This window comes from Acinetobacter sp. AR2-3, assembly GCF_001878775.1.
GTDB lineage: Bacteria > Pseudomonadota > Gammaproteobacteria > Pseudomonadales > Moraxellaceae > Acinetobacter > Acinetobacter lwoffii_D.
The window spans coordinates 15,586-39,734 of sequence record NZ_MJIQ01000041.1 but is presented as its reverse complement, the minus strand read 5'-3'; the positions used below and the strand labels follow the sequence as shown (position 1 = coordinate 39,734).

The following is a 24,149-nucleotide window of genomic DNA, read 5'->3' as shown; positions in this document are numbered from 1 at the left end:
AGTCTCGTGGGCTCGGAGATGTGTATAAGAGACAGGTATAGTTTTTTTTTTTTGTCTCGTGGGCTCGGAGATGTGTATAAGAGACAGTAATTGATGACACGCCCTAAAATCAAAAAAGGGACTCGAAAGTCCCTTTAATTTATGCTGAAAAAAATATTTATTTTTTCATTTCCGCCATTTCTTTTTGATACTCGGCTTTAGCCATTTCAAAACGATGAACCACATCTTCGCTAGGTGCTTTATCCAGCAGGCTAACGATGATAATGCTGAGGGTCGCCAGAATAAAGCCCGGAATAATCTCATACAGACCGGTATCGCCCATATAATTTTTCCAGACAATTACAGTCACGGCACCAACAACCATACCCACAATTGCGCCGTTGAGGGTCATTCGTTTCCAGAAGAGAGACAGGATAATCAGTGGGCCAAATGCAGCACCAAAGCCGGCCCAGGCATAAGCCACTAGACCCAAAACCTTACTGTTCGGATTAATTGCCAGTGAAATCGCAACTAACGCGATCACTAAGACCATGCCGCGACCGACCCAGATCAGTTCTTTTTGTGAAGCATTTTTACGCAGGAAACTCTTATATAAATCTTCGGTCAGGGTGGTTGAACAGACTAGAAGCTGACAGCTTAAGGTACTCATGATTGCTGCCAGAATCGCAGCCAGAATGATTCCGGCAATCCAAGGATTAAATAGAATTTTGGTCAATTCCATAAATACCGTTTCAGGATTTTGATTGACCACCGAGGCCAATGCGGGATTGACACTGAAGTAAGCAATACCGATATAACCGGCAGCCACTGCACCGCCTAGGCATAGAATCATCCAGGTCATGCCAATGCGGCGTGCAGCAGGAATGGTTTTGACCGAATCCGCTGCCATAAAACGCACCAGAATATGCGGCTGGCCAAAATAACCCAAGCCCCAGGCCAGACTGGAAATAATCGCGGCGGTGCTTAAACCTTCAAGCATGCTGGAGGCATGTGGACGAGCTGATTCAACGATGACACTCACTTGCTGGCTGTTGTCGCCCAAGGCCAAGAAGGTAATGATCGGAGTCAGCAATAAGGCAAAAATCATCAAACCGGCCTGGAATGTATCTGTCCAGCTGATCGCCAAAAAGCCACCAATACAAACATAAAGAATCGTCGCCATCGCACCAATCACAAGCGCTGTGGTGTAATCCCAGCCAAACAGGCTTTCAAACAGTCGTGCACCTGCGACCATGCCTGAGGCACAATAAATCGCAAAAAACACCAGAATCACCAAGGCAGACAAGACCCGTAAAATACGTTTACGATCGGAAAAACGGCTGGTGAAATAATCCGGCAAGGTCAGGGCATTGTTCTGATATTCAGTATGGGCACGCAGTCGACCTGCTACGAGTAACCAGTTCAGCCATGCGCCGATAATCAAACCGATCGCAATCCAGGCTTCTGACAGGCCAGACAGGTAAATGGCTCCCGGAAGACCCATCAACAGCCAGCCACTCATATCCGATGCGCCCGCTGAAAGTGCAGTGACCACACTGCCCAGACTTCGTCCACCTAGAATATATTCGTCAAAATTGGAGGTGGCACGATAAGCATATAACCCGATTGCAATCATGGCGATAATATAAAACATGAAGGTAATCAGGGTGGGGTTTAAATAAGTCATAGGCAGGTCATCCTGTAAATATGGAAATCATCGTCCAAGATGATTTTTTGTACTGAGATCGCAAGGAGGTGATTCAAGCATGGTTTAAAAATTACACTCTGTAACAATTACACAGCTTTTATGTATGTCTATTGTAAACATCGTAGTAATTCTCTGAAATTAAATCAGGAATAACTTGAGCGGATAAAAGGCAATACGACGTCAAATTCAGGGGGGAAGTGGAAATTTTGAATAAATAATTAAAATATTTAAATTTTAGCCAGTTGTTTACACAATATTACAAAATTCACATCCTTAGCGTATTGGTAATAAATCGTAGCAAATCTAGGTTAAAGTCTTCCTATTAGGCCTGTATTTGTTTGCTCATATTAATGTCACACCAAATACGGTGCATCGCCAAGAGTATTTTTTAGTGGACAATATGCTTCAAATCGAACCGACCCGCATTGAACGTGATTTATTGGGGGAAAAACAAATCCCGTTGCATAGCTATTATGGGATTCATACCTTACGTGCCATCGAAAATTTTAAGATTTCCGGATTGGCGGTAGGGCAACAAACGCATTTTATTCGTGCTTTGGCTCAAGTGAAAAAAGCTTCGGCACAGGCCAATCTGCATTTTCAGAAACTGTCCGAGCAGACCAGTACTGCCATTCAGAAAGCTTGTGATGAATTGATTCAGCATCCGGAAGCGTGGCAAGCGGCATTTCCACTCGATCCTTATCAAGGCGGTGCCGGAACCTCCATCAATATGAATGCCAATGAGGTGATTGCCAATATTGCCCTTGAAATGTCGGGCCATCAGAAAGGCAATTATCACATTCTGCATCCGAATGATCATGTCAATACTTCGCAATCAACCAATGATGTCTATCCAACGGCTTTGCGTCTGGCGACCTATAGCAGTCTAGATGAGTTATTGAGCGTGCTTAAAGCATTGATTGACTGTATCGACCATAAAGCTGCCGAATTTGAATATGTCATCAAGATGGGACGTACCCAGTTACAAGATGCAGTTCCGATGACCATGGAACAGGAATTCCGGGCATTTGCCACCTTATTAAAAGAAGACCTGAAGCTGATTGGGCAGATGCGACAGTTATTGCTAGAAGTCAATTTAGGCGCCACCGCCATTGGGACCGGGGTGAATACACCGCCGGGCTATGCCAAGCAGGTGGTAGAAACCTTGGCGCATCTGACTGGTCTGCCTTTAAAAGGAGCCACAGATTATGTCGAGGCGACCAGCGATTGTGGCGTCTTTATTATTTTGTCGAGCAGTTTAAAACGTCTGGCAGTGAAACTGTCCAAAATCTGTAATGACTTGCGCTTGCTCAGCTCGGGACCGCGTACAGGGTTAGCTGAAATCCGTTTGCCTGAGTTACAGGCAGGTTCTTCGATCATGCCGGCAAAAATCAATCCGGTAATTCCGGAAGTGGTCAATCAGATTGCCTTTCGGGTGATTGGTAACGACTTAACCATTACTATGGCTGCGGAAGCCGGACAGCTACAATTGAATGTCATGGAACCTGTGATTGCCGTGGCGATGAATGAATCGATTCAATTATTGACCCAAGGCATGCAAACCCTGAATCAGAAATGTATTGCTGGCATTCAGGCCAATGAACAGATTTGTTTAAGTTCGGTCATGCGCAGTGTCGGGATCGTAACCTTGCTTGAACCGATATTGGGACATGCCAAATGCGATGAAATCGGCAAACAATGTATGCGGGAAAATAAAACCGTGCCGCAAGTAGTATTAGAGTTAGGTTTATTGAGTGAAGCGCAATTAGAAGAGATTTTTGCATTTGAAAATCTGGTGTCTGAAATCCCTTCAGCAGAGAATCAGCTCGAACAGGTTTCTTAACATACATATATCTATTAAATCGTCTGAAACAGCGAATCGCTGCTATTTTGATAATTTGCCTCAAGTTCAGGATGTGGATTTGAGGCATTTTCATCTAGACTAGAGCCTGAACTATATTTGGCTGGGTAAATGGCGATGTTTGATAAAATCAGTGCATTATTTAAAAGTAATAAACCGACTGCTGCACAGCTATATTTAGAAGAGCAGAATATCCAGTATGTAGAAGGGACTGGTTATATCGTCGATGGTATTCAACTCAATCAGGAATTGGGTGCACGATTAGAGTATTTGTCGAATCGCCGTTTAAAACAGTTTGATGATTTAAAAGCGTTATATGACACCGCGATGCTGATCAATGAAAAAATTGATCTGGAAATTGCCCATCAGCATTTTAATGCGACTTTAGGCAATACCGAAGAGAATCTGCTGCAATTTAAAATGATCCTTAAGAAGTTAAATGATTATTATCGTAACTTTCTGCGCGATCAAAAATAAGCTGCAAAAGTGGCTTAAAATCGAAGTATATGGATGTGGCAAGACTGCATAAAAATAACAAAATATCCTGAGATCATCGTGCTAGTATAAGCCTCAGGTTATTTAGACTTTAAAGCTATATCCATGTTCCAGCAAGAAATTTCCCAACTCAATTTACCACAGCTTAAAGCAGGCGAGAAACGCTGGTTAGGCAATCTGCAAGGTTCCTCAACCGCATTATTGCTTAAAGAAATCGTGCAGCAGCAATCGCGTTTATTTATCGTGATTGCACGCAATAATCAGCATTTGGGTCAACTGGAAAGTGAACTGGAATTTTATGGGATTAAACCCACGATTTTTCCAGATTGGGAAATCTTGCCTTATGATCGTCTCTCCCCACATCAGGATATTGTCTCGGAACGTCTGGCAATCTTATCCAATATGCCCAAAACTGGCGTACTGTTGTTGTCCGCCTCAACTTTGGCACAACGTGTGGCGCCGACCTCATGGATTCTGGGTGAGCATTTTGATATTCATGTCGGTCAGAAATTTGATCTGGAACAACAAAAGAAAAAGCTGATTCAGGCCGGTTATCATCTGGTCGATACCGTTTATGATCCGGGGGAATTCGCGGTACGCGGCAGTATCATGGATATCTATGCATCGGGACAGGAAGCACCGATTCGGATTGACCTGTTTGATGATGAAATTGAAAGCCTGAAGTTTTTCGATTCCGAAACTCAGCGCACCACGCAAAGTTTGCAGCAGTTTACCGTATTACCCGCACAGGAATTTCCGCTCAAGGAAGGCCGTGCCACTTTCCGTGACCGTTATGCCGAATTTTTCCCGACCGCGAATCCAAAGAAAAACCCGATCTATCAGGATGTGATGGATGGCATAGTCTCACCGGGAATCGAGTTTTATTTGCCCTTGTTTTTCAGCGCTGAAGCCATGCAAGGTCAAAGTTCGCTTATTTCGTACCTACCAAAGAATGGCATTGTCATTACAGATAAGGCTTTGGATGAAAGTCTGAGCCAGTTTTGGCAAGATGTAGTACGCCGTTATGAAGATCGTCGCCACAATGTCGATCAGCCGATCCTGCCCCCAGAAAGCCTGTTTTTTCAGACCAATCAGGTGCTGGAGCAGCTGAATCAGTTTGCACGCATCATTGCCGCACAAACACCTTTTGATCAAAAAGCTGGGGTATTAAATCTTGATACCCAGTTGCCACCGCGTCTGCCCGTAGACCCGAAACGTGAAAAACCGTTTCATGAAGTCAAAAAATATATTGATCAGGCCAATCATCCGGTATTGCTGGTGGCTGAAAGTGCTGGACGCCGGGAAAGCCTCAAAGATGCCTTAAGGCCAAGTCTGGGTGATATCCCCACGGTTGAAAATTTCGATAGTTTTATTAAATCTCTGTATGCAATTGCTATTACCCATGCGCCTTTAGAGCGTGGTCTGGTATTGACCGATCGTGTCAGCGTAATTTCTGAAAATCAGCTCTATGAACATCGGGTGGTACAGCGCCGTCGTAAACGTCAACAGGAGGTTTCGGAAGAGTTTCTGATCCGAAGTCTAACTGAGCTGACCATGGGTGCGCCTGTGGTACATATCGATTATGGGGTTGGGCGTTATGCTGGTCTGGTCACTTTAAGTATTGATGATCAGGATCACGAATTTTTGCAACTGGATTATGCAGATGCCGCCAAAGTCTACGTGCCGGTGACCAATCTGCATTTAATCAGCCGATATAGCGGCGGTGATCCGGATCTGGCACCTTTGCATAAACTGGGTACGGACGCATGGAATAAAGCCAAACGTAAAGCGCTGGAACAGATTCACGATGTCGCGGCCGAATTGTTACATATTCAGGCACGGCGTTCTTCCAAGCCTGGGATCAGTTTTGAAGTTGATCAAAGCCTGTATATGCAATTTGCCAGTGGTTTTGCCTATGAAGAAACACTGGATCAGGCCAATGCTATTGAAGCCACACTGCAGGATATGCAGCAGGCCAAACCGATGGATCGACTGGTGTGTGGTGATGTCGGCTTTGGTAAAACAGAAGTCGCGATGCGTGCCGCATTTGTTGCAGTGCAGAATAACCGACAGGTGGCGATTCTGGTACCGACCACCTTGCTGGCACAACAGCATTATGATTCATTTAAAGACCGCTTTGCCGACTGGCCGGTCCGGATTGAAGTGCTGTCACGCTTCGGTTCTTCCAAAGCACATACAAAGACCATTGACGACCTGATTGAAGGTAAAGTCGATATTGTGATTGGTACACATAAGATTTTGCAGGAAAATGTCCAGTTTAAGAATCTTGGTCTGATGATTGTCGATGAAGAGCATCGTTTCGGTGTGCGCGACAAGGAACGGATCAAGGCCATGCGTGCCGATGTCGATATGCTGACACTGACGGCGACTCCAATTCCACGTACGTTGAATATGGCTTTTAGTGGCATGCGTGATCTGTCGATTATCGCCACACCCCCGGCACGCCGTCTTGCCGTCAAAACTTTTGTGCAGGAACATACCGATGACACCATTAAAGAAGCGATTCTGCGTGAATTGCTGCGCGGTGGTCAGGTTTATTTTCTGCATAATGAAGTCGATACGATTGATCGTGCCGCCGAGCATATCCGTACATTAGTGCCGGAAGCGCGGGTGATTGTGGCCCACGGGCAGATGCGTGAACGTGAACTGGAGCAGGTGATGCAGCAGTTCTATCACAAGGAATACAATGTTCTGGTATGTTCGACCATTATTGAAACCGGGATTGATGTTCCGAATGCCAATACCATTCTGATTGAACGTGCTGACAAACTCGGATTGGCACAACTGCATCAGCTGCGCGGACGTGTAGGGCGCTCACATCATCAGGCTTATGCCTATTTAATGGTGCCGTCTTTAAAAGCCTTAAAAGGTGATGCGGAAAAACGTCTGGATGCAATTCAGCGTGCCTCGACCTTGGGTGCCGGTTTTATGCTGGCAACCGAAGATCTGGAAATTCGCGGCGCAGGTGAATTGCTCGGTGAACAGCAGAGCGGTTCGATGCAGGCGATTGGTTATAGCCTGTATATGGAAATGCTGGAAAAAGCCACCAAAGCCATTCAAAAAGGCAAAACGCCAAACTTCGATGCACCATTGTCATTGACTGCCGAAATTACCCTGCATATGCCAGCACTAATCCCAGATGAATATCTGGGTGATGTACATCAACGTCTGTTGTTCTATAAACGCATCAGTAATACCGATACCCAGGAAAAACTGGATAATATCCGGATGGAATTGATTGACCGTTTTGGTATACCACCGCAACCGGTCAAACAGCTCTTTGCTGTACATCAGATTCGACTGAAAGCCGAACAGCTCGGTATTACTAAAATTGATATCAGCAGTCAGGGCGGGCATATTGAATTTGCCCCGGATACTCCGGTTCAGGCCATGACGATTATTCAGATGATGCAAAAACATCCGACCTATTTCCGGATGGATGGCGGTCAACGTCTGAAAGTCATGGTCATGCTGGAAGACTATCAAAAGCGGATTCAGTTTATACAGGATTTACTGGACAGTCTGCTCAAAGAATTGCACTGATTTTATTCGATTAAATCAGCCTGAAAATTCAGTTTAGATTTCATTTTCGAATGAAGTTTGCAGGAACAACAGGCTTGATTTTTTTAATGAATTGTTTACAGTGATTGTTGTGATGTGCTTCGCAACAAATCATGAGAATTTGTCTTCAAACACCTTGCTTCCAATATTCAGCTTCAGTTGTATATGTTAGTATTAGCCATCATTCTAATTTTGCATCATTTATAAAGATATGTTTAGTTTGCATCCACAACTTGCTCAAGATACGTTTTTTGTAGGCGACTTTCCTTTGTCAACATGTCGTTTGATGAATGATATGCAATTTCCCTGGCTCATTCTGATTCCACGTGTGCCGGGTGTCTCTGAATTATATGAATTGAGCCAAGCTGACCAAGAGCAGTTTTTAAGAGAGTCAAGTTGGTTGTCAAGCCAGCTGGCACGTGTTTTCCGTGCAGATAAAATGAATGTAGCAGCACTGGGTAATATGGTGCCGCAATTGCATTTTCATCATGTGGTTCGTTATCAGAACGATGTTGCATGGCCGCAGCCTGTTTGGGGTACACCTGCTGTTCCTTATAGCAGTGAAGTACTGGCACATATGCGTCAAACCTTAATGCTGGCTTTACGTGGTCAAGGCGATATGCCATTTGACTGGCGCATGGACTAATCAGCCAAAGCATTCCGAGAACCATGGACAGTTGTGGACTTCAGGGAGTGAGTGAGTGCAATTAGACGACTGGATTCAAAAAGAACCCCATCAGTTTGAATATTTCCATCGCATGATGGGATATATCATGCTGTCTCTGGTTCTGGTCGTCTTTCATTACACTGAACCAGATACCCAGTATCAGCTTTTTGTTCCATTTTTTCTGTTTCTGGTTTTACTGATTACACCGAAGCTATCTCGCTGGCTGATCTATCGTCATGATTATCACATCCGGCGTAATATTCTTTTCCTGATTGATGTCATTGTCATTTCGGTGGTTTTGGCGGCCGTGCATCTGGACTTGGTCTTGTCCTTGCTCGGTTTGGTCGCAGTCCTCTATACCGCGATCAGCAATAAAATTTCATTTATGATGGCCTCTCTGGCCAGCCTGATCGGGATTACGCTTTTTTATCTGGCCAATATTCTGGTCTTTGGTTTTAACAATTATTTCCAGCCGACCAGCAGTGAGCTGACCGTTTTAGGCTTTATCTGCCTGATCACCTATTTTGGTGTCGGAAGTTTTTATCAAAGTGGTCGTGTGCAATACATGACTCAGAAAAAAGACCATTATTTCGAACAGATGAACCGTTATATGGAATTTGCCAATCAACTGAGTCGCTATGCGCCCGTGCAGTTATGGCAATCCATTATGAAAGGTGAATCTGAAGCCAAAATTGAATATAAACGTAAAAAGTTGACGATCTTTTTCTCTGATATTCAAGGCTTTACAGAGTTATCTGAAACCCTGATTCCAGATGATTTAGCATTCCTGTTGAATGACTATCTACGGCATATGACCGAAATCGCTAAAAATTATGAAGCGACTGTTGATAAATTCATGGGTGATGCCATCTTGATTTTCTTTGGTGATCCGAACTCCGAAGGTGTGGAACGGGATGCCAAGAACTGCATGGAAATGGCATTGGCGATGCGTCAGCAAATGAAATTGCTGCGTGAACGCTGGATTAAAATGGGTTATCCACCACTGCATATCCGCATGGGAATTTCGACCGGTTATTGCCACGTAGGGAATTATGGGGCAACGCATCGTATGGCTTATACCATTGTAGGGCGTGATGCTAACCTGGCTGCCCGTTTGCAAAGTGCAGCGGAAGTCGATGAAATCCTGATTTCGGAAGATACTCATAATTTGATCAAAGATGATTATCTTTGCGCACCGAAAAAGCCGATTTTCCTGAAGGGCATTAAAGCACCTGTAAGAACCTGGCAGGTCATGGAAAAATATGCGTCTCAGAAAGTCGAGTATCAGCGCTGGTTCGATTATGAATATAAGGGTTTTCATTTATTGCTGAATCTGGATGAAGTGCAAAACTTTGAGTATCCCGAGCTGATTCATGTGCTGGAAAAAATGATTAAACGTATTGAAACACAGCAGAAAATGACCAATTCACAAGGCATTGTCAAACTGAAGCTTGAAGATGAAGTGATTGAACATATTTAAAGTTCATGTAAATTTACTTTAATTGTTTCTTATAAATAGAAAAAACCACGCCTGAGCGTGGTTTTTTCTATTTACCTGCAACGAAAATCTTAGTGATTTTCTGACGCATGGTTAATGGTGTATTTTGGAATTTCAATTTCCAGATCTTCACCGTCCAGTTTAACCTGACAAGAAAGACGTGAATCAGGTTCTAGACCCCAGGCACGATCGAGTAAGTCAGCTTCAACATCATCCATTTCTTCCAGACTGTCAAAACCTTTGCGTACCACCACATGACAGGTCGTACATGCTGCTGACATATCGCAGGCATGTTCGATTTTAATGCCATTTTTTAGCAGGCTTTCGCAAAGATTGGCATTTTGTTCGACTTCAAACTCAGCACCTTCGGGGCAAATCTGCGCATGTGGAAGAACTTTAATACGTGGCATAGTCGTTACCTTAAATTAGTTTGAGTTTGACCAGTCGTCGAGTTTAGTGCCCTTAAGAGCTGCATCAATATGTTGATTCATACGTGCTGCTGCAAAAGCATCACTATGTATTTTAAGCTGTTCAACGGCAGATTCAATTGCTTTGATATCTGAACCCTGAAGCTGAGTTTCAAGTTGTGCTTGCGCAGTTTGCAGGGCTGCAAGCTGTTCCTCAGTCAAAAGACCGGCATCCGCTTTGAGTGCCTGAACCAGTGCTTCCAGCTCACGCTGTGCTTCAACTTTGGTTTCATTCAAATGACGAAGATTTTTATCTTCTTCAGCGAACTTATAACCGTCTAGCAACAGGCGTTCAGTATCTTCACCCGATAAACCATAAGATGGCTTGATATCGATTTGAGCAGTCACGCCAGAGGTGGTTTCTTTCGCAGACACAGTCAGTAAGCCATCAGCATCAACTTGGAAAGTCACTTCAATACGTGCCTGACCAGCAGTCATTGGGGGAATACCATGCAGGACAAAACGGCCCAGACTACGACAATGTTCAACCAGATCACGTTCACCTTGAACCACATGAATCAACATGGCAGTCTGGCCATCTTGATAAGTAGTAAATTCCTGACGACGAGCCACTGGAATTGCAGTATTACGCGAAATTAATCGTTCAACCAGTCCGCCCATGGTTTCAAGACCAAGAGACAGAGGGGTCACGTCTAATAGTAATGAGCCATCAGTCGAGTTGCCAATCAATTGGTTCGCAGTAATTGATGCGCCAATCGCCACCACTTCATCCGGATTAATGGTACATAGCGGTTCTTGATTGAATACTTCACGCACAGCTTTTTGTACCGCATAAGAACGTGTTGAACCACCGACTAAAACAACATTCTGAATGTCATTCAGTTCAAGCTTGGCATCACGCATCACACGCTTACATACGCTGATGGTTTTATCCAAAGCGACTTTAATGATCTCTTCAAATGTCGGACGGTCAAGCGTCAATACTTGATCAAGCAATTTGAGTTGAACTGAATCTGCTTCCGACAAAGCTTCTTTGGCTTTACGTGCCGCAACGACAAAATGTGCATATTCTGCATCATTCAAAGTATCGATATTCAGTTGTTTCTTGGCCCATTTCAGGATCAAACGATCCAGGTCATCACCACCGAGCGCAGTGTGGCCACCGGTTGCTAGAACTTCAAATACACCTTGAGAGAAACGCAGAATCGAAACGTCAAAGGTACCGCCACCTAAGTCGTAGATTACATAGTTGCGATCTGTACTCAGGTTGCTTTCCTGATCAAGACCATAAGCCACAGCCGCTGCAGTAGGTTCGTTCAATAAACGTAAAACATTTAAACCGGCAAGCTGGGCAGCATCACGAGTTGCCTGACGCTGTGCTTCATCGAAGTACGCCGGAACAGTAATAACGGCACCATTGACCGGATTTTGCAGACTGGCTTCAGCGCGGTCTTTCAACTGCTTTAAAATTTCTGCAGAAATCTCAACCGGAGTCTTACGGCCTTGTGCAGTTTCAAAAGCCGGCATTTCATTGGCTTCACCGACCAAGGCATAAGGATGCTGGAATTTGATGTCAGCTTTCGAGCGACCCATAAAACGTTTTACAGAAACGATGGTGTTTTTAGGGTCAGTAGTAATGAAAGGCGCAGCTTCATTGCCGTATTGAGTCTGTTGTTCTGCATAATGTACGATAGAAGGAAGTAGCACACGACCTTGTTCGTCATTAAGTACTTTGGCTTTACCTGAAAGAACCGTGGCAACCAAAGAGTGGGTGGTGCCTAAATCGATACCAATCGCAATGCGGTGTTCATGTGGTGCACTTGATTGACCTGGTTCTGCAATTTGCAAGAGAGCCATAGTGTTACATCCTTTGCACGTTAAATATTAAATACTAAAAATTAGAAATCATCATCAAGATCAAAGCTGTCATCGTCCAGGAAGCGGTCTTCCGCTTTGTCGATATCGGCCATGACTTTAACGAAGAAGCGTAGTTTGCGCACTGTATCGCGTGCTTCGGCCCAGTCTTCATCCGCATAATCAATTTTGAATTCGCGAACCAAGCCTTCAATCCATTGCTGGACTTCGACTTTTAGTGAAGTTAAATCTTCAGCAGAAGTTGCATCGTCAAGTTGTTCACGAATTTCCAGAGCGTCCTGCAAGAATTCAAAATCACTGATCGACTGATCTAAGTGATAGTCCTGTTTCTTGAGAGACAGTAAATACGCTGCACGGCTATCGACCGCTGACAAGACTTTAAATGCCTGATTGATATCACTTGATTTAATCAGAGCCTGATCTTTATCTTCAGCTTTATCTGGGTGATATTGTTGCTGCAACTTTAAAAATTCAGTCTTTAAAGCCGCTAAATCAATATCGAGTGCTACAGGAAGGTTGAACAACTCAAAATGATTCATGGGAGATGGGATCCGCGATTAATGTGCAAAAATAACTGTATAAATGCAATTAAAACAGTGTGAAACACACTGTTTTAATGTCAAAAGAGAATAACTGCCGGGTTTATACAGTGAAGGATTCACCACAACCGCATTCGCCTTTTTTGTTGGGGTTGTTAAATTCGAAGCCTTCGTTCAAGCCGTTTTTAACATAGTCCATCTCCATACCTTCAAGATAAACCAGACTTTTCGGGTCAACGAATACTTTAACCCCAAACTGCTCAAAGGCTTGGTCATGTGTATCGACTTCATCAACGAATTCGAGCACATAGGCCAGACCAGAACAGCCTGAAGTTTTCACACCAACGCGAATGCCTTCACCCTTACCGCGATTTTTTAAATAATTGCTGATATGAGTTGCAGCATTTTCAGTTAAATGGATCATGAAAACTCCGTTAAAATTTCAAAACGTGGAACAATTAAGCTTTAACTTTCTTGCTACGGTAGTCTTCTACAGCTGCTTTGATTGCATCTTCAGCAAGAACAGAGCAGTGTACTTTTACTGGTGGAAGTGCAAGTTCAGTCGCAATATCAATGTTCTTGATCGCTTGAGCTTGATCCAAAGTTTTACCTTTGAGCCATTCAGTCACAAGTGAGCTTGATGCAATGGCAGAACCACAACCATAAGTTTTGAAACGTGCTTCTTCAATCACGCCTTCGTCGTTTACCTGAATCTGTAAACGCATTACGTCACCACATGCTGGCGCACCAACCATACCAGTACCAACGTTTTCAGCATTTTTGTCTAAAACGCCAACATTACGAGGGTTTTCGTAATGATCAATTACTTTTTCGCTATAAGCCATGTTGCTTCTCCAAACCTCGGGGTCAGCCTTAGTATTAAATATGGGGGTAAAAAAACTTTTCTCAATGAGATAGCAACGGATTTGTCACTATCTCAGGATGAAAATTAGTGCTCAGCCCACTCAACTTTAGAAAGGTCGATACCTTCCTTATACATATCCCAAAGCGGAGAAAGTTCACGTAACTTCTCAACAGCAGCTTTAGTGATAGTCAATACGTGATCGATATCTTCTTCAGTGGTGTATTTACCAAAGCTGAAGCGGATCGAACTGTGTGCAAGTTCGTCTGAAAGACCCAATGCACGAAGTACATAAGATGGTTCAAGTGTTGCAGATGTGCATGCCGAACCTGAAGATACCGCAGCATCTTTCAATGCCATCATCAATGATTCGCCTTCAACGAAGTTGAAGCTAATGTTTAGATAGTTCGCAACGTTTTGTGTTGGATGGCCGTTCAGGAATACTTGTTCAAGGCCTTGTAAACCATTCCATAGCTTGTCGCGAAGTACACGTAAACGAGTTTGTTCAGCTTCCAGGTTTTTACCTGCAAGTTCAAATGCTTCACCCATACCTACAATCTGGTGAGTCGCAAGGGTACCTGAACGCATACCACGTTCATGGCCGCCACCATGCATTTCAGCTTTAAGGCGTACACGTGGGCTACGACGTACAAACAGTGCGCCAATACCTTTAGGGCCATAGATCTTGTGCGCAGAGAAGCTCATCAAGTCTACTTTTAAAGTTGAAAGATCAATTTCAACTTTACCCGCTGCCTGAGCTGCATCGACGTGGAAGAAAATCTTGTTGGCGCGAGTGATTTCACCAATCGCCGCAACATCAGTCACTGTGCCGATTTCATTGTTCACCATCATTAGGGAAACAAGAATCGTATCTGGACGGATTGCTGCTTGTACCATTTCTGGAGTAATTAAACCGGTTTGAGGTTGCGGCTCAATATAGGTAATTTCAAAACCTTCAGACTCAAGCTCACGACAGGTATCTAAAACTGCCTTATGTTCGATTTTAGAGGTAACGATATGTTTACCTTTAGATGCATAGAAATGAGCCACACCTTTAAGCGCAAGGTTGTCTGACTCGGTCGCACCCGAAGTCCATACGATTTCACGTGGATCAGCTTTAATTAAATTCGCAACTTGTTCACGTGCATATTCAACTTTTTCTTCTGCTTGCCAACCATACGCGTGTGAACGAGATGCCGCATTACCAAAGGTACCATCGAATGTTAAGCATTCCATCATACGTTCAGCAACCTGAGGATCTACAGGAGTTGTAGCTGCATAATCAAGATAAATCGGACGTTTCATGTCAAATACCTGTAACCGATAAAAGGGCTGAATCTAAAGGTGCTGATTTTTGGCGTAATGACACAGTCTGGACGTTGTCACGTGCAACCAGATCAGCAAGCGAGATTTTTTCTAAATAATCGGCGATGTGATGGGAGAGTTCCTGCCATAAATCATGAGTCAAGCACATCGCGCCATTCTGGCAATTGCCTTTATGGTCACAGCGAGTCGCATCAACTGTTTCGTTTACAGCTTCAATAATTGCTAACACAGTAATTTCATCTGCATTACGTGCTAAATGGTAACCACCATTTGCGCCACGAACACTAGAAACTAAACCATGACGCTTGAGCTTCGCAAATAACTGCTCAAGATAAGCAACAGAAATAGTTTGACGTGCTGCAATTTCAGCGAGCGTTATCGTTTTTTCAGAAGGCTGCAAAGCTAGATCAAGTAGAGCAGTCACAGCGTAGCGACCGCGAGTGGTTAGGCGCATGATTCGATACACATGGTTAGACTAGATGTGTAGATTTTATGAATCCCGACTAAATTAGTCAAGTTATTTTTAGTAGACCTTAGTGGGATTTAATTTTTGGAGAATGAAAGATTTACATGCTCAGCCAATTATATACTAATAACGTAATCAAAAGTACGCTGCTCAGGCCGAAAATGATATTAATACGCTTTTGACGGCGTTCGATCCGTTTTAGGCGGTTTTTATACTGTTTGACTTCCACTTGCAGGGTATTGATCTTGGAACGCTGCTCTTCAATTTTCTTTAAAAGCGGCGCAATACGCTTTTTAGAAGCAATAATTTCCGCATCATCCGTCGGCGCATCAGACAGCCAGTGTTTCCAGTCGGCTAGTACTTTTGGCAAACTGAATACGGTTAACAGATCACGAAATTCATCTTTTAAAACCTGATGACCATCAATGCGCATGCTGCGAATGCTACGACGATTACCAAAAATGAAAATTTTAATCAGATCGGGAAGTGTGGTGCGCACATCCAGGTCGACAATGCGGCCCGGTGCTTTATGGTCAAATAATAGTCCATTGGGGGTGAATTGCACATAAAAGTCGAAATACGGAATATAGCTATTAATTTTAATAGAGATGTTTTCATCTACAAACTTTTTGGCCTGTAATGCAACGACACGATCATGCTTGAGAATGAAGGTAAATATTGTCTCTAAAACAATTAACGTCATCGTAAGCAACAAATGCGGTTGATTTTGACTTTGTTGCGATTCGCTCATATACAACCAATCCTTACCTGAAATATAAAGTGAAAAAGCTTCCTGCTTGTGAAGAGATTTCAGGGTTAAATCAAATTAGACTTGAAATAAATTGCTTTGTAGAACAGTTTATCAAATCTATCAAGTACTAAATTTGCTATTATGCAGTGGTTTTGTAGAATAATTTATAATAATTGCGCAGAAAACAAACAGGAGCCGTGCACATGGACAAGTCAAAAACAGCACAAGACTCAACTGAAGCTTCGAATGAGAAAACGCTGAAAACCAAGTCTAAATCTGCCTCGGAGCGCAAATCGGTTCTTGATTTTCGTAAATATACCAAACAAATCTGGTTGGCTGGGCTAGGGGCATTTTCACGTGCAGAAGAAGAAGGTAACAAACTGTTTGACTCGCTGGTCAAGGTCGGGGAAGAGCTTGAATCTAAAACTGCAGATATTGCCGATCAAACTGTAGAGAAGGTTTCGGAAAAGGCCAAAGAGTCGGTTACAGAAACCAAAGACAAAGTGGAAAAATTAATCGACAACTCTGTTCATCACTCATTGAATCGTATAGGATTAGTCACATTGAAGGATGTACAGTATTTGGAACGTTTAATCCTTCAGTTGCATGCCAAGGTTGATCAGTTGACTGCGGAACAAGAAAAAATGAAAGAAGAATTGTCGAAAAAACTTAAATAAAATGACTTTATTCATTATTCAATGTTTTTTTCGCATATTTTTTGAAAAAAAAGAGGTTCTTAAGTATTGCGTTTATACCTAAAGCATTGCTATAAAGGCGTTATGGCATGTTAAACCAATTCTTGAACCTTAAATAAACGATATTAAGAGGACGTAATCTTCATGAATAAATCAGAATTAATTGATGCAATTGCAGAAAAAGGGGGATTATCTAAGGCTGACGCAGGTAAAGCTTTAGATGCTACAATTGCTTCTGTTACTGAAGCTTTAAAATCGGGTGATACAGTAACTTTAGTGGGTTTTGGTACTTTTGGCGTGAAAGAACGCGCTGCACGTACTGGCCGTAACCCACAAACTGGTGCTACTCTTGAGATCAAAGCAAGCAAAGTGCCTAGCTTCAAAGCAGGTAAAGGCTTAAAAGACGCTGTAGCTTAAGCTTACCCAGCGACGAAACGCGCCTTCTTTGGCGCGTTTTTTATTGATAAATTTAATTGTGATGATTAACACATTCATTCAATGGGTATTTTCGGTTAAAATCCTTTGCAAATAAAATATTGGAATACTTATGGAAGCTTTTCGTAAAGTTATTAAGGGTTGGTTGGGCAAAGTCTTGCTCGTTCTGTTTTTGACCCCGTTAGCACTTGTAGGTATTGAAGGATATTTTAGCAGCGGAAACTCTGATGCAGCAAAATCAGTGAACGGGACTGAAATATCTCAAAAAGAATTAGAGTCACTGACCAAATCATTTAAAGAACAATATCTCAGTTATGCCAATGGGGATGAAACTTTACTGAATCAAAGCTTCATTGACCAGAAAGCTATGGATACTCTGGTTGCACGTACTTTATTGCTGCAGCAGGCTGAAGAATTAGGGATCAGTCTGAGTGACCAGCAAATTGAACAGATGATTGCTCAGCAGCCTACTTTCCAGCAAGATGGCAAGTTCTCGAATGCTTTATATGAAAATTATCTGAAATCAATTGGCATGACCAATCGCGCTTTGATTGAAAGTTTACGTAAAGATCATGCGCTGAAGATGCTGTCATCGACTTTCCTGGATTATCCACTGGTAAGCCCAGTCGAAATGCAGCAGATTGCTGATTTGCAAACTGAACAACGTCATATTCATATTTCCAGCATTAATCTGGACAGCTATAAAAAAGATGTCAAAGTCACGGATGCAGATATTGCTGCCTATTATGAAAAGCACAAAACCCTGTTTAAACAGCCGACCAGTGTAGATGTCGACTATGTGGTGTTAAAGCCAAGCGATATTCAGGTGGAGAGTTTAGCGGTTACAGATGCTGAGCTTCAGGAAGCGTATACCGCCTTTGTTGCGACACAAAAACAGGCAGTGAAACCAGATGTGAAGCATATTTTAATTACTGCGGACAGCCGTAGTGATGCTGAAGCAAAAAAACTGGCGACCGATATTGCAGCCAAAATTAAAGCCGGTACCACTTTTGCTCAGGCAGCAGCACAATATTCTGAAGACCCTGAATCTAAGTCTAAAGGTGGCGCACTTGCCGTTTATGAAGAAGGTGTATTCGGTACTGCATTTGACCAGACGGTTAGTTCTTTAAAATCGGGTCAGGTCTCTGCACCGGTGAAAACAGATTATGGTTACCACATTATTTCTGTGCAAACGCCAGATGTGGCGGTTCCTTCTTTTGAATCACAAAAAGCACGTTTGTCTGAAGAAGCCTTGGCAGCTAAAAAATCCAATGCTTTCTCTGATACAGTCAATACGCTGAATGATATGGTAGTAGGAAGTGATTCTCTGGATGTGGTTACTCAAGAAGTGAAAGGTGTACAAGTCCAGAAAGCCCAAGGGGTAACACTTTCGACCCGTGATCCAGTGCTGAGCGATGCTAACCTCAAGGTTAAATTGTTTAATGACGATGTTAAAAATGGTGATCGTAATGCTTCAACAAGCATTCAGTTAGCCAATGGTGATGTGGCCTGGATCAAGGTGCGTAATTATCATGCAGCTGGCGAACAAACACTGGCAGAAGCAAAACCGCGTGTTAAGGCTCAGTTGATTGAAGACAAAGCAGCTGCTCTGGCAAAAGCAAAAATTCAGAAAGCTCTGGATGAGTTCAAAACCAAGCCGGCTGCAGCAGTGGCGAAAGGTGATTTGATCTTTGAAGATGCTGGTGTTTACACACGTGCTGAAGGTTTGCTAAAACGTGATGTACAGCGTGCGGCTTTTAGTCTTCCGACACCAAAAGCAGGCCATTGGTCAGTGACGACAGCGAAAATGCCAAATGAGCTGGTTGTGGTTGCTGTATCAGAAGTGAAGAAGAACCCGGTAGATGTATTGAGTGCAGAACAACGCAATGAGTTGGTGAAGTTATATCAACAACTTCGTGGTCAGCAGGAATTTGATGACTATACGCGTTACCTGAAATCTCAAGCAAAAATCAAATAAAATTGTTGTATAAAAAAACCAGCCTGCGAGCTGGTTTTTTATGCTTTAGGCAAATAATGGTTTAAGCACGAATAATCAGTTCATAACCGGTATATTTGCGCATATTAATTACGCCAGTATCCAGAATTAAATACTGACCCTTGATGCCTTGTAATTTGCCACGAATCACAGGAGTTTTATCCAGATTATGCGATTTAATCTTTTCCGGATATTGTTCTACCGGATAAATAAACTCTCGTGCGAATTCATCTTCAAGCACTTCAATATTTTCATTAAATTCAAGATTCTGATTAAACTCTTCACGAATGCTTTGAATTTTAGGCGCAAATTCTTCTAGCAGCTGTTCACGCACTTCAATTAGATTCAGTGGTTCTGCTTCACCTTTGAGCAGTTTGCGCCAATCAGTTTTATCAGCAACCTGAGTACCAAACATGACTTCAAGCTTTCCGGAAAGACGACGTGAGCCAACTTTCATAATCGGCAGGGCTTGGGTCGCACCCTGATCCAGCCAACGGGTCGGCATTTGGCTGGTACGGGTAATGCCGACCTTTAATGCACTGGAATTGGCCAGATAGACAATATGTGGTTGGAAGCAGACATTCTGTGCAAATTCCTCTTCGCGGCAAGTGCCTAAATGATAATGGCAAGTCTCTGGCTTCATGATGCACATATCACATGAAGCATTGGTTTTAAAACATTTAAAACAGTGACCTTGCGAAAATGATTTGGAAGTTTTTTTGCCACAGGACACGCAGTAAATATTACCGGTCCATTCAATCTCGATTTCTTGGCCTAAATTAAATGGAAGATCAATTTCTGCACGATCTAAAATTAATTTATATTCAACATTTGCCCGCTGTATCTGTTGATCAGTTACACTAAGATCCTTGAGGCCGACGTGCATTTTATGACAAATGCCCTGAAGTTCCATAAAAATTACTCACTTAAATCATAAGGATGCAGTTATGGCTGAGCAGAATGTCATTACTTCGATGCTAGACGATTTCGCACAGGAACAGCCAATTCATACTGCTATTTGTATTGGGCAGGACTTGAGCCAAGTCCAGTTTCAGCCAGCTATTCAATGGTCCTATTTTAGCGTATCTGACTTTTTAAATCTGCCTTTTCAGCAACGTTATGACTTGGCTATGGTGATGCTGGATACTGCAGAAACAGAACATTTGTCTGAACAGATCATGAGTCAAATTCTGGTGAAATTACGTGATTTGTTTGCCAAACGGCTAGTGGTGATCAGTCGCCTGCAAGACGAAAAATTATTGAGAGCTTTGGGATTTACCCAGTTGATTGACAAGACCATACATGAGGCAGATTTTGCGCTGTGGCAGTTTAATATTTTAACTTATAAGCATGTGCCAGACTGGTTTAACTCCAAGTTTTGGGCCAATCCGGAAAACTGGGATAAATTTCGCTGGTAAGCTAAAAACCTGCTTAACTAAGATTGCAAATATTAACACAATCTTGCCTAGACAATATGTGGGCAGGCCGTATTCTGTAATTAAGATGCACATAGGATATAGGACATGACAAACCTGAGTAGTATTGTGGAAATATTAGCAAAGCAGGCATTGGGTGGCGGGCAGTCGCAGCAAAAATCCTCACAACAAGGCGGCTTGGCAGATATCCTGGGGTCTGTGCTAGGGCATTTAAACCAGTCTAATCCTCAGCAAAATCAAAATACTCAAAACCAGCAGAATCAGCAAAATCAAACCGGCCAGCAGAACCGACAAAATGGTTTAGGGGCAATTTTGGGTTCAGTACTAAGTCAGTTCGGTGGTGGTGGTACTCAAAGTACTGCCCAGCCTCGTTCAGGACTAGGTGGTTCTACCGGTAAAACCTTATTGATTGCAGTACTGCCTTTGGTACTGGCCTGGATTCAAAAACAGGGTGGTTTACAAGGTGCGCTAGACAAACTCAAAGGACAGGGTCTTAATAGCCAGGTCGATGATTGGGTGTCGACCGGTCCCGGTGAAAATGCCAATGTCGATCCGCAGCAGGTGCAAAACCTGTTTGATGAGCAGGAAGTTGAAGAAGTTGCACAGCAAACCCATGCACCGAAGCAGGATGTGTATAGTGCGATTTCACAGGTCTTGCCGCAGATTATTGATTCGCTTACCCCGCAAGGTGAGCAGACCAGCAAGCAGGAAGCCAATAACGATATTCAAAATGTATTGAATATGGTTTCAGGACTTCTCAAAAAATAAATCTAGACATTAAAAAATCCCGATTTCTGTCGGGATTTTTTAATGTCTATAAATGATTTGGAATTTAATCTAGATTCAGGCTAAACAGCTGATTAGATTTACAAATTTTCTTGGCAACATAATGAGATTTTCTCATGCGAATCAGGATAATCTGCGACTGAAAACCGAGTTCACCAAACTCAGGTTCTACCTGTACATAATGCAGTTGTCCATACTCATCTCGCACCCGTGCTTGAGCAGAAAAACCGGGTCGAGCATTGCCGCTGGAAATCGTCGCCAAACGGCCAAGTAGATTGACATTGTTCTTTTTATATTTAGGTGGAATGACCTGATCCAGACAGTGAATCATAAAAATAGTAAAAAAAGTCGCAATGATCAAAGCCGGAATAATCAGGTAATAAGCAGGCAGAAATTTAAATTCCTGAGAATAGATCAGGAACTGTAAAACATAGCCGGCAAAGCTAAAATTCATCAGGAAGAAAAACACAATCAAGGTTTTGGAGAATTTGACGTTTAGTAGATCCATCTGCTGAAAGTCATAAGGTGAAATTTTTTGCAGAAACTTGCTGGGTCTGAGTCCAAAATAAAAAGCAATGGTTTTCACCACACCGAACAGAATAATCGCCAATAAACTCAGATGAAAAGGCATCAGGTTATAGTCTAGAAAAAATGCAGGCATGGTGAAGTCCGTTTTAGTCTTATTCTGAGAGGTAAATTCCACCATCAGAATGCACGGTAATCTCTACTTTTTCAAGTGCTTGACCTTGGCAAGGCCCAGAAATGCATTCACCGCTTTCTACCAGAAACAAGGCGCCATGCGTGGAGCACTCAATAAATTCCTGATCGCGATCCAGAAACTGGTTCTCTAGAAATTCCAGTTCAACCTGCAAATGCGGACACAGGTTTTGATAGGCATAGAAGGCACCATCACGCTGTGTGATAAAGATATTATCTCCATCAGGAAGCTCAAAAGAGCGTGCTTCGCGTTCTGGAACGTCTTCGGTCATGCAAATTTTAAACATTAAGCACATACCTTTTGAAAGTCTTGTAATAATGCCGCATAGTCTTCAACTGCCAGGCGCGGACCAAATTGTGAAACCACTTGGCTCGAAATGAGAATAGCCAGTTCAGCCGCAGCTTGAAGACCAAGATTAGCATTCAATCCGTACAGGAAAGCCCCGGCAAAAGCGTCACCGGCACCGTTGGCATCTACTGCAGTAACTTTGCGACCGGGAACAGTAAAGGTATTCTGATGATCAGAAATCAGTGCACCTTCAGCTGACAATGTAATGACAACGTGCTGACTTAAGCTTTTCAGTTTAAGTAAAGCAGCCTCAAGACTGTCGGTTTGAGTGTACATCAAGGCTTCTTGCTGGTTACATAACAGCAAGTCTACGCCATCTGCAATCATTTCATCCAGACCGGCACGGGCGTATTGCACCATGGCAGGATCAGATAAAGTTAGAGCAATTTTAACGCCATTAGCACGGGCAATATCACGTGCTTGTTTTACCGCATGACGTGCCGTTTCAGAAGTCGATAGATATCCTTCAAGATATAACCATTTCGCGCTATTTAGTGCACTGAAATCAATTTGTTGATCAGTCAGTTCAGCCGTAATACCCAGATAGGTATGCATGGTACGTTCAGAATCAGGGCTCACCAGAACCATACATGTCCCTGTCACGCCTTCACTGATTGATTGGGTGGTAGTCTTAATGCCGGCATCATTCAAACCTTGCAGGTAGATTTGTCCCAGTTCGTCATTTCCGACACGACAGCCATAAAATGCAGAACCACCGAGCGCAGAAAATGCCACGGTAGTGTTGGCTGCTGAACCGCCTGAAGCTTGACCCTTATACACTTGAGTCGCTTGAAGATTTTGATAAAGAGTGGCCTGAGTTTCACCATCTGCAAGTTGCATGGTGCCTTTTTGCAAGTGATGTGCAGTTAAAAAGTCATCAGAAACTTTAAATTCTTGGTCAATCAGCGCATTACCAATCGCAAAAAGATCAACAGTTGCCATGTTCAAATATCACATTAAAAATGAAAGTCCTAAGTTTACACGATTGCTTGGGATTGCTGTAGTTTGCTGAATCATTTTCAAATACTTTTCAAAAATGATGTATTTTGTTCAGCAGCTATCTTTGGTCTAAAAACTGGCTTATTTTTGTGCACTGGTGCGCCGCAGCATTGATTTAAGGATCACATTTTATTTATAAAGAGATATCGCTCCTGGCATGATACTTTAAGTCGCTTGGCAACTGTCACTCTCCACAACAATTTCAAATAGTGTGCGTATATGAATATTAAAATTGTAACAGCCGAACAACTCCCGGATCAGATCGAAACACTCGCAACTCTGGCACGTAAAGAAGGCTATAATTTGGTAGATAAGTTAATAGAAGAATATCGCACTGGGAAGAACTGCTTTAGCCACGCCAATGAATATCTGGTGGTGGCGCATGATGGCAAGAAACTGGTTGCCTGTGGCGGCTTAAACCAGCAATGGGGAGATAATGGCATTGAAGACCGCATTGGTCGTGTACGCCGTTTCTATGTGCATCCGAAATATCGTCAGCATGGCGTAGGTAAACAGCTCTTGGCTTATTTGGAACAGTTGGCACGTCCGCATTATTCGGCTTTATGTCTGCAAACAGATACCCGGCTGGCCGCCAGTTTTTATCAAAAGCAGAATTATGTATTTGTGGAAAACAATCCAAGCTATAACTATTTTAAATATCTGATTTCTTAAGCTTGTAAATACTCATCTAGATGCAGT

At 42.9% G+C, this 24,149-nt stretch carries 24 protein-coding genes; 11 read left to right on the top strand and 13 right to left on the bottom strand.

Annotation, left to right across the window (positions count from 1 at the left end):
• Positions 1-157 precede the first annotated feature (157 nt).
• On the bottom strand, positions 158-1,666 hold the full coding sequence (gene putP / locus BFN00_RS08025; RefSeq protein ID WP_071851042.1) for a sodium/proline symporter PutP: 1,509 nt from the start codon (positions 1,664-1,666) through the stop codon (positions 158-160).
• A 421-nt stretch (positions 1,667-2,087) separates the two neighbouring features.
• Between putP and aspA the strand changes: the two genes are divergently transcribed.
• The 5 genes from aspA (at position 2,088) to BFN00_RS08000 (ending at position 9,772) form a co-directional block, all read left to right on the top strand.
• Positions 2,088-3,530, top strand: coding sequence for an aspartate ammonia-lyase (gene aspA, locus BFN00_RS08020; RefSeq protein ID WP_071851041.1), 1,443 nt, complete (start codon positions 2,088-2,090; stop codon positions 3,528-3,530).
• A 129-nt stretch (positions 3,531-3,659) separates the two neighbouring features.
• Complete coding sequence (locus BFN00_RS08015; protein ID WP_171260778.1) at positions 3,660-4,025, top strand: hypothetical protein; 366 nt, start codon at positions 3,660-3,662, stop codon at positions 4,023-4,025.
• Between the two features lie 123 nt (positions 4,026-4,148).
• Positions 4,149-7,607, top strand: a complete 3,459-nt coding sequence (gene mfd / locus BFN00_RS08010) for a transcription-repair coupling factor (RefSeq protein ID WP_071851039.1) — start codon at positions 4,149-4,151, stop codon at positions 7,605-7,607.
• A gap of 229 nt (positions 7,608-7,836) precedes the next feature.
• Positions 7,837-8,271 (top strand): HIT domain-containing protein, encoded by a 435-nt coding sequence (locus BFN00_RS08005; RefSeq protein ID WP_071851038.1) that lies wholly within the window; start codon positions 7,837-7,839, stop codon positions 8,269-8,271.
• A 55-nt stretch (positions 8,272-8,326) separates the two neighbouring features.
• Positions 8,327-9,772 (top strand): adenylate/guanylate cyclase domain-containing protein, encoded by a 1,446-nt coding sequence (locus BFN00_RS08000; protein ID WP_071851036.1) that lies wholly within the window; start codon positions 8,327-8,329, stop codon positions 9,770-9,772.
• 89 nt (positions 9,773-9,861) lie between these two features.
• Here the strand turns inward: BFN00_RS08000 and fdx are convergent, their stop codons facing one another.
• From fdx to BFN00_RS07960, 8 genes are all read right to left on the bottom strand, one after another.
• Positions 9,862-10,200 carry an ISC system 2Fe-2S type ferredoxin gene (fdx, locus tag BFN00_RS07995; protein WP_071851034.1) on the bottom strand — a complete coding sequence of 113 codons (339 nt, stop codon included), beginning with the start codon at positions 10,198-10,200 and terminating at the stop codon, positions 9,862-9,864.
• Positions 10,201-10,215: 15 nt separating this feature from the next.
• Positions 10,216-12,075: a Fe-S protein assembly chaperone HscA gene (hscA, locus tag BFN00_RS07990; protein ID WP_071851032.1), complete on the bottom strand. Its 1,860-nt coding sequence runs from the start codon at positions 12,073-12,075 to the stop codon at positions 10,216-10,218.
• A gap of 41 nt (positions 12,076-12,116) precedes the next feature.
• Positions 12,117-12,632, bottom strand: coding sequence for a Fe-S protein assembly co-chaperone HscB (hscB, locus tag BFN00_RS07985; protein ID WP_071851030.1), 516 nt, complete (start codon positions 12,630-12,632; stop codon positions 12,117-12,119).
• 103 nt (positions 12,633-12,735) lie between these two features.
• Positions 12,736-13,056: an iron-sulfur cluster assembly protein IscA gene (gene iscA / locus BFN00_RS07980; RefSeq protein WP_004279817.1), complete on the bottom strand. Its 321-nt coding sequence runs from the start codon at positions 13,054-13,056 to the stop codon at positions 12,736-12,738.
• A 34-nt stretch (positions 13,057-13,090) separates the two neighbouring features.
• Positions 13,091-13,477 (bottom strand): Fe-S cluster assembly scaffold IscU, encoded by a 387-nt coding sequence (gene iscU, locus BFN00_RS07975; protein WP_004279815.1) that lies wholly within the window; start codon positions 13,475-13,477, stop codon positions 13,091-13,093.
• A 104-nt stretch (positions 13,478-13,581) separates the two neighbouring features.
• Positions 13,582-14,799: an IscS subfamily cysteine desulfurase gene (locus BFN00_RS07970; protein WP_004279813.1), complete on the bottom strand. Its 1,218-nt coding sequence runs from the start codon at positions 14,797-14,799 to the stop codon at positions 13,582-13,584.
• A gap of 1 nt (position 14,800) precedes the next feature.
• Positions 14,801-15,274 carry an Rrf2 family transcriptional regulator gene (locus tag BFN00_RS07965; RefSeq protein WP_004279811.1) on the bottom strand — a complete coding sequence of 158 codons (474 nt, stop codon included), beginning with the start codon at positions 15,272-15,274 and terminating at the stop codon, positions 14,801-14,803.
• Between the two features lie 112 nt (positions 15,275-15,386).
• On the bottom strand, positions 15,387-16,037 hold the full coding sequence (locus BFN00_RS07960) for a hypothetical protein (RefSeq protein ID WP_071851027.1): 651 nt from the start codon (positions 16,035-16,037) through the stop codon (positions 15,387-15,389).
• A 203-nt stretch (positions 16,038-16,240) separates the two neighbouring features.
• Between BFN00_RS07960 and BFN00_RS07955 the strand changes: the two genes are divergently transcribed.
• The 3 genes from BFN00_RS07955 (at position 16,241) to BFN00_RS07945 (ending at position 19,145) form a co-directional block, all read left to right on the top strand.
• On the top strand, positions 16,241-16,714 hold the full coding sequence (locus BFN00_RS07955; RefSeq protein ID WP_071851025.1) for a phasin family protein: 474 nt from the start codon (positions 16,241-16,243) through the stop codon (positions 16,712-16,714).
• 162 nt (positions 16,715-16,876) lie between these two features.
• Positions 16,877-17,149, top strand: a complete 273-nt coding sequence (hbs, locus tag BFN00_RS07950) for a non-specific DNA-binding protein Hbs (RefSeq protein WP_004279807.1) — start codon at positions 16,877-16,879, stop codon at positions 17,147-17,149.
• Between the two features lie 130 nt (positions 17,150-17,279).
• Positions 17,280-19,145, top strand: coding sequence for a SurA N-terminal domain-containing protein (locus BFN00_RS07945; protein ID WP_071851023.1), 1,866 nt, complete (start codon positions 17,280-17,282; stop codon positions 19,143-19,145).
• Positions 19,146-19,206: 61 nt separating this feature from the next.
• On the opposite strand, the gene BFN00_RS07940 is transcribed toward BFN00_RS07945, so the two are convergent.
• Positions 19,207-20,076, bottom strand: coding sequence for a DUF2797 domain-containing protein (locus tag BFN00_RS07940; RefSeq protein WP_071851021.1), 870 nt, complete (start codon positions 20,074-20,076; stop codon positions 19,207-19,209).
• A gap of 34 nt (positions 20,077-20,110) precedes the next feature.
• Between BFN00_RS07940 and BFN00_RS07935 the strand changes: the two genes are divergently transcribed.
• On the top strand, positions 20,111-20,581 hold the full coding sequence (locus BFN00_RS07935) for a DUF6231 family protein (protein ID WP_071851020.1): 471 nt from the start codon (positions 20,111-20,113) through the stop codon (positions 20,579-20,581).
• Between the two features lie 105 nt (positions 20,582-20,686).
• On the top strand, positions 20,687-21,367 hold the full coding sequence (locus tag BFN00_RS07930) for a YidB family protein (RefSeq protein WP_071851018.1): 681 nt from the start codon (positions 20,687-20,689) through the stop codon (positions 21,365-21,367).
• A gap of 64 nt (positions 21,368-21,431) precedes the next feature.
• On the opposite strand, the gene BFN00_RS07925 is transcribed toward BFN00_RS07930, so the two are convergent.
• The 3 genes from BFN00_RS07925 to BFN00_RS07915 are packed head-to-tail and all read right to left on the bottom strand — an operon-like array spanning position 21,432 to position 23,393.
• On the bottom strand, positions 21,432-22,046 hold the full coding sequence (locus BFN00_RS07925; protein WP_071851044.1) for an OB-fold-containig protein: 615 nt from the start codon (positions 22,044-22,046) through the stop codon (positions 21,432-21,434).
• Between the two features lie 19 nt (positions 22,047-22,065).
• Entirely contained in the window at positions 22,066-22,374 is a 309-nt protein-coding gene (locus tag BFN00_RS07920) for a Rieske (2Fe-2S) protein (RefSeq protein WP_004279797.1), read from the bottom strand.
• A 14-nt stretch (positions 22,375-22,388) separates the two neighbouring features.
• Entirely contained in the window at positions 22,389-23,393 is a 1,005-nt protein-coding gene (locus BFN00_RS07915) for an adenosine kinase (protein WP_071851016.1), read from the bottom strand.
• Between the two features lie 276 nt (positions 23,394-23,669).
• Between BFN00_RS07915 and BFN00_RS07910 the strand changes: the two genes are divergently transcribed.
• Positions 23,670-24,122, top strand: coding sequence for a GNAT family N-acetyltransferase (locus BFN00_RS07910; RefSeq protein WP_005107150.1), 453 nt, complete (start codon positions 23,670-23,672; stop codon positions 24,120-24,122).
• Positions 24,123-24,149 lie beyond the last annotated feature (27 nt).

Coding starts and splice junctions, on each gene's coding strand:
- putP (WP_071851042.1), bottom strand. CDS start 1,666: ATGACTTATTTAAACCCCACCCTGATTACCTTCATGTTTTATATTATC.
- aspA (WP_071851041.1), top strand. CDS start 2,088: ATGCTTCAAATCGAACCGACCCGCATTGAACGTGATTTATTGGGGGAA.
- BFN00_RS08015 (WP_171260778.1), top strand. CDS start 3,660: ATGGCGATGTTTGATAAAATCAGTGCATTATTTAAAAGTAATAAACCG.
- mfd (WP_071851039.1), top strand. CDS start 4,149: ATGTTCCAGCAAGAAATTTCCCAACTCAATTTACCACAGCTTAAAGCA.
- BFN00_RS08005 (WP_071851038.1), top strand. CDS start 7,837: ATGTTTAGTTTGCATCCACAACTTGCTCAAGATACGTTTTTTGTAGGC.
- fdx (WP_071851034.1), bottom strand. CDS start 10,200: ATGCCACGTATTAAAGTTCTTCCACATGCGCAGATTTGCCCCGAAGGT.
- hscA (WP_071851032.1), bottom strand. CDS start 12,075: ATGGCTCTCTTGCAAATTGCAGAACCAGGTCAATCAAGTGCACCACAT.
- hscB (WP_071851030.1), bottom strand. CDS start 12,632: ATGAATCATTTTGAGTTGTTCAACCTTCCTGTAGCACTCGATATTGAT.
- iscA (WP_004279817.1), bottom strand. CDS start 13,056: ATGATCCATTTAACTGAAAATGCTGCAACTCATATCAGCAATTATTTA.
- iscU (WP_004279815.1), bottom strand. CDS start 13,477: ATGGCTTATAGCGAAAAAGTAATTGATCATTACGAAAACCCTCGTAAT.
- BFN00_RS07970 (WP_004279813.1), bottom strand. CDS start 14,799: ATGAAACGTCCGATTTATCTTGATTATGCAGCTACAACTCCTGTAGAT.
- BFN00_RS07965 (WP_004279811.1), bottom strand. CDS start 15,274: ATGCGCCTAACCACTCGCGGTCGCTACGCTGTGACTGCTCTACTTGAT.
- BFN00_RS07960 (WP_071851027.1), bottom strand. CDS start 16,037: ATGAGCGAATCGCAACAAAGTCAAAATCAACCGCATTTGTTGCTTACG.
- BFN00_RS07955 (WP_071851025.1), top strand. CDS start 16,241: ATGGACAAGTCAAAAACAGCACAAGACTCAACTGAAGCTTCGAATGAG.
- hbs (WP_004279807.1), top strand. CDS start 16,877: ATGAATAAATCAGAATTAATTGATGCAATTGCAGAAAAAGGGGGATTA.
- BFN00_RS07945 (WP_071851023.1), top strand. CDS start 17,280: ATGGAAGCTTTTCGTAAAGTTATTAAGGGTTGGTTGGGCAAAGTCTTG.
- BFN00_RS07940 (WP_071851021.1), bottom strand. CDS start 20,076: ATGGAACTTCAGGGCATTTGTCATAAAATGCACGTCGGCCTCAAGGAT.
- BFN00_RS07935 (WP_071851020.1), top strand. CDS start 20,111: ATGGCTGAGCAGAATGTCATTACTTCGATGCTAGACGATTTCGCACAG.
- BFN00_RS07930 (WP_071851018.1), top strand. CDS start 20,687: ATGACAAACCTGAGTAGTATTGTGGAAATATTAGCAAAGCAGGCATTG.
- BFN00_RS07925 (WP_071851044.1), bottom strand. CDS start 22,046: ATGCCTGCATTTTTTCTAGACTATAACCTGATGCCTTTTCATCTGAGT.
- BFN00_RS07920 (WP_004279797.1), bottom strand. CDS start 22,374: ATGACCGAAGACGTTCCAGAACGCGAAGCACGCTCTTTTGAGCTTCCT.
- BFN00_RS07915 (WP_071851016.1), bottom strand. CDS start 23,393: ATGGCAACTGTTGATCTTTTTGCGATTGGTAATGCGCTGATTGACCAA.
- BFN00_RS07910 (WP_005107150.1), top strand. CDS start 23,670: ATGAATATTAAAATTGTAACAGCCGAACAACTCCCGGATCAGATCGAA.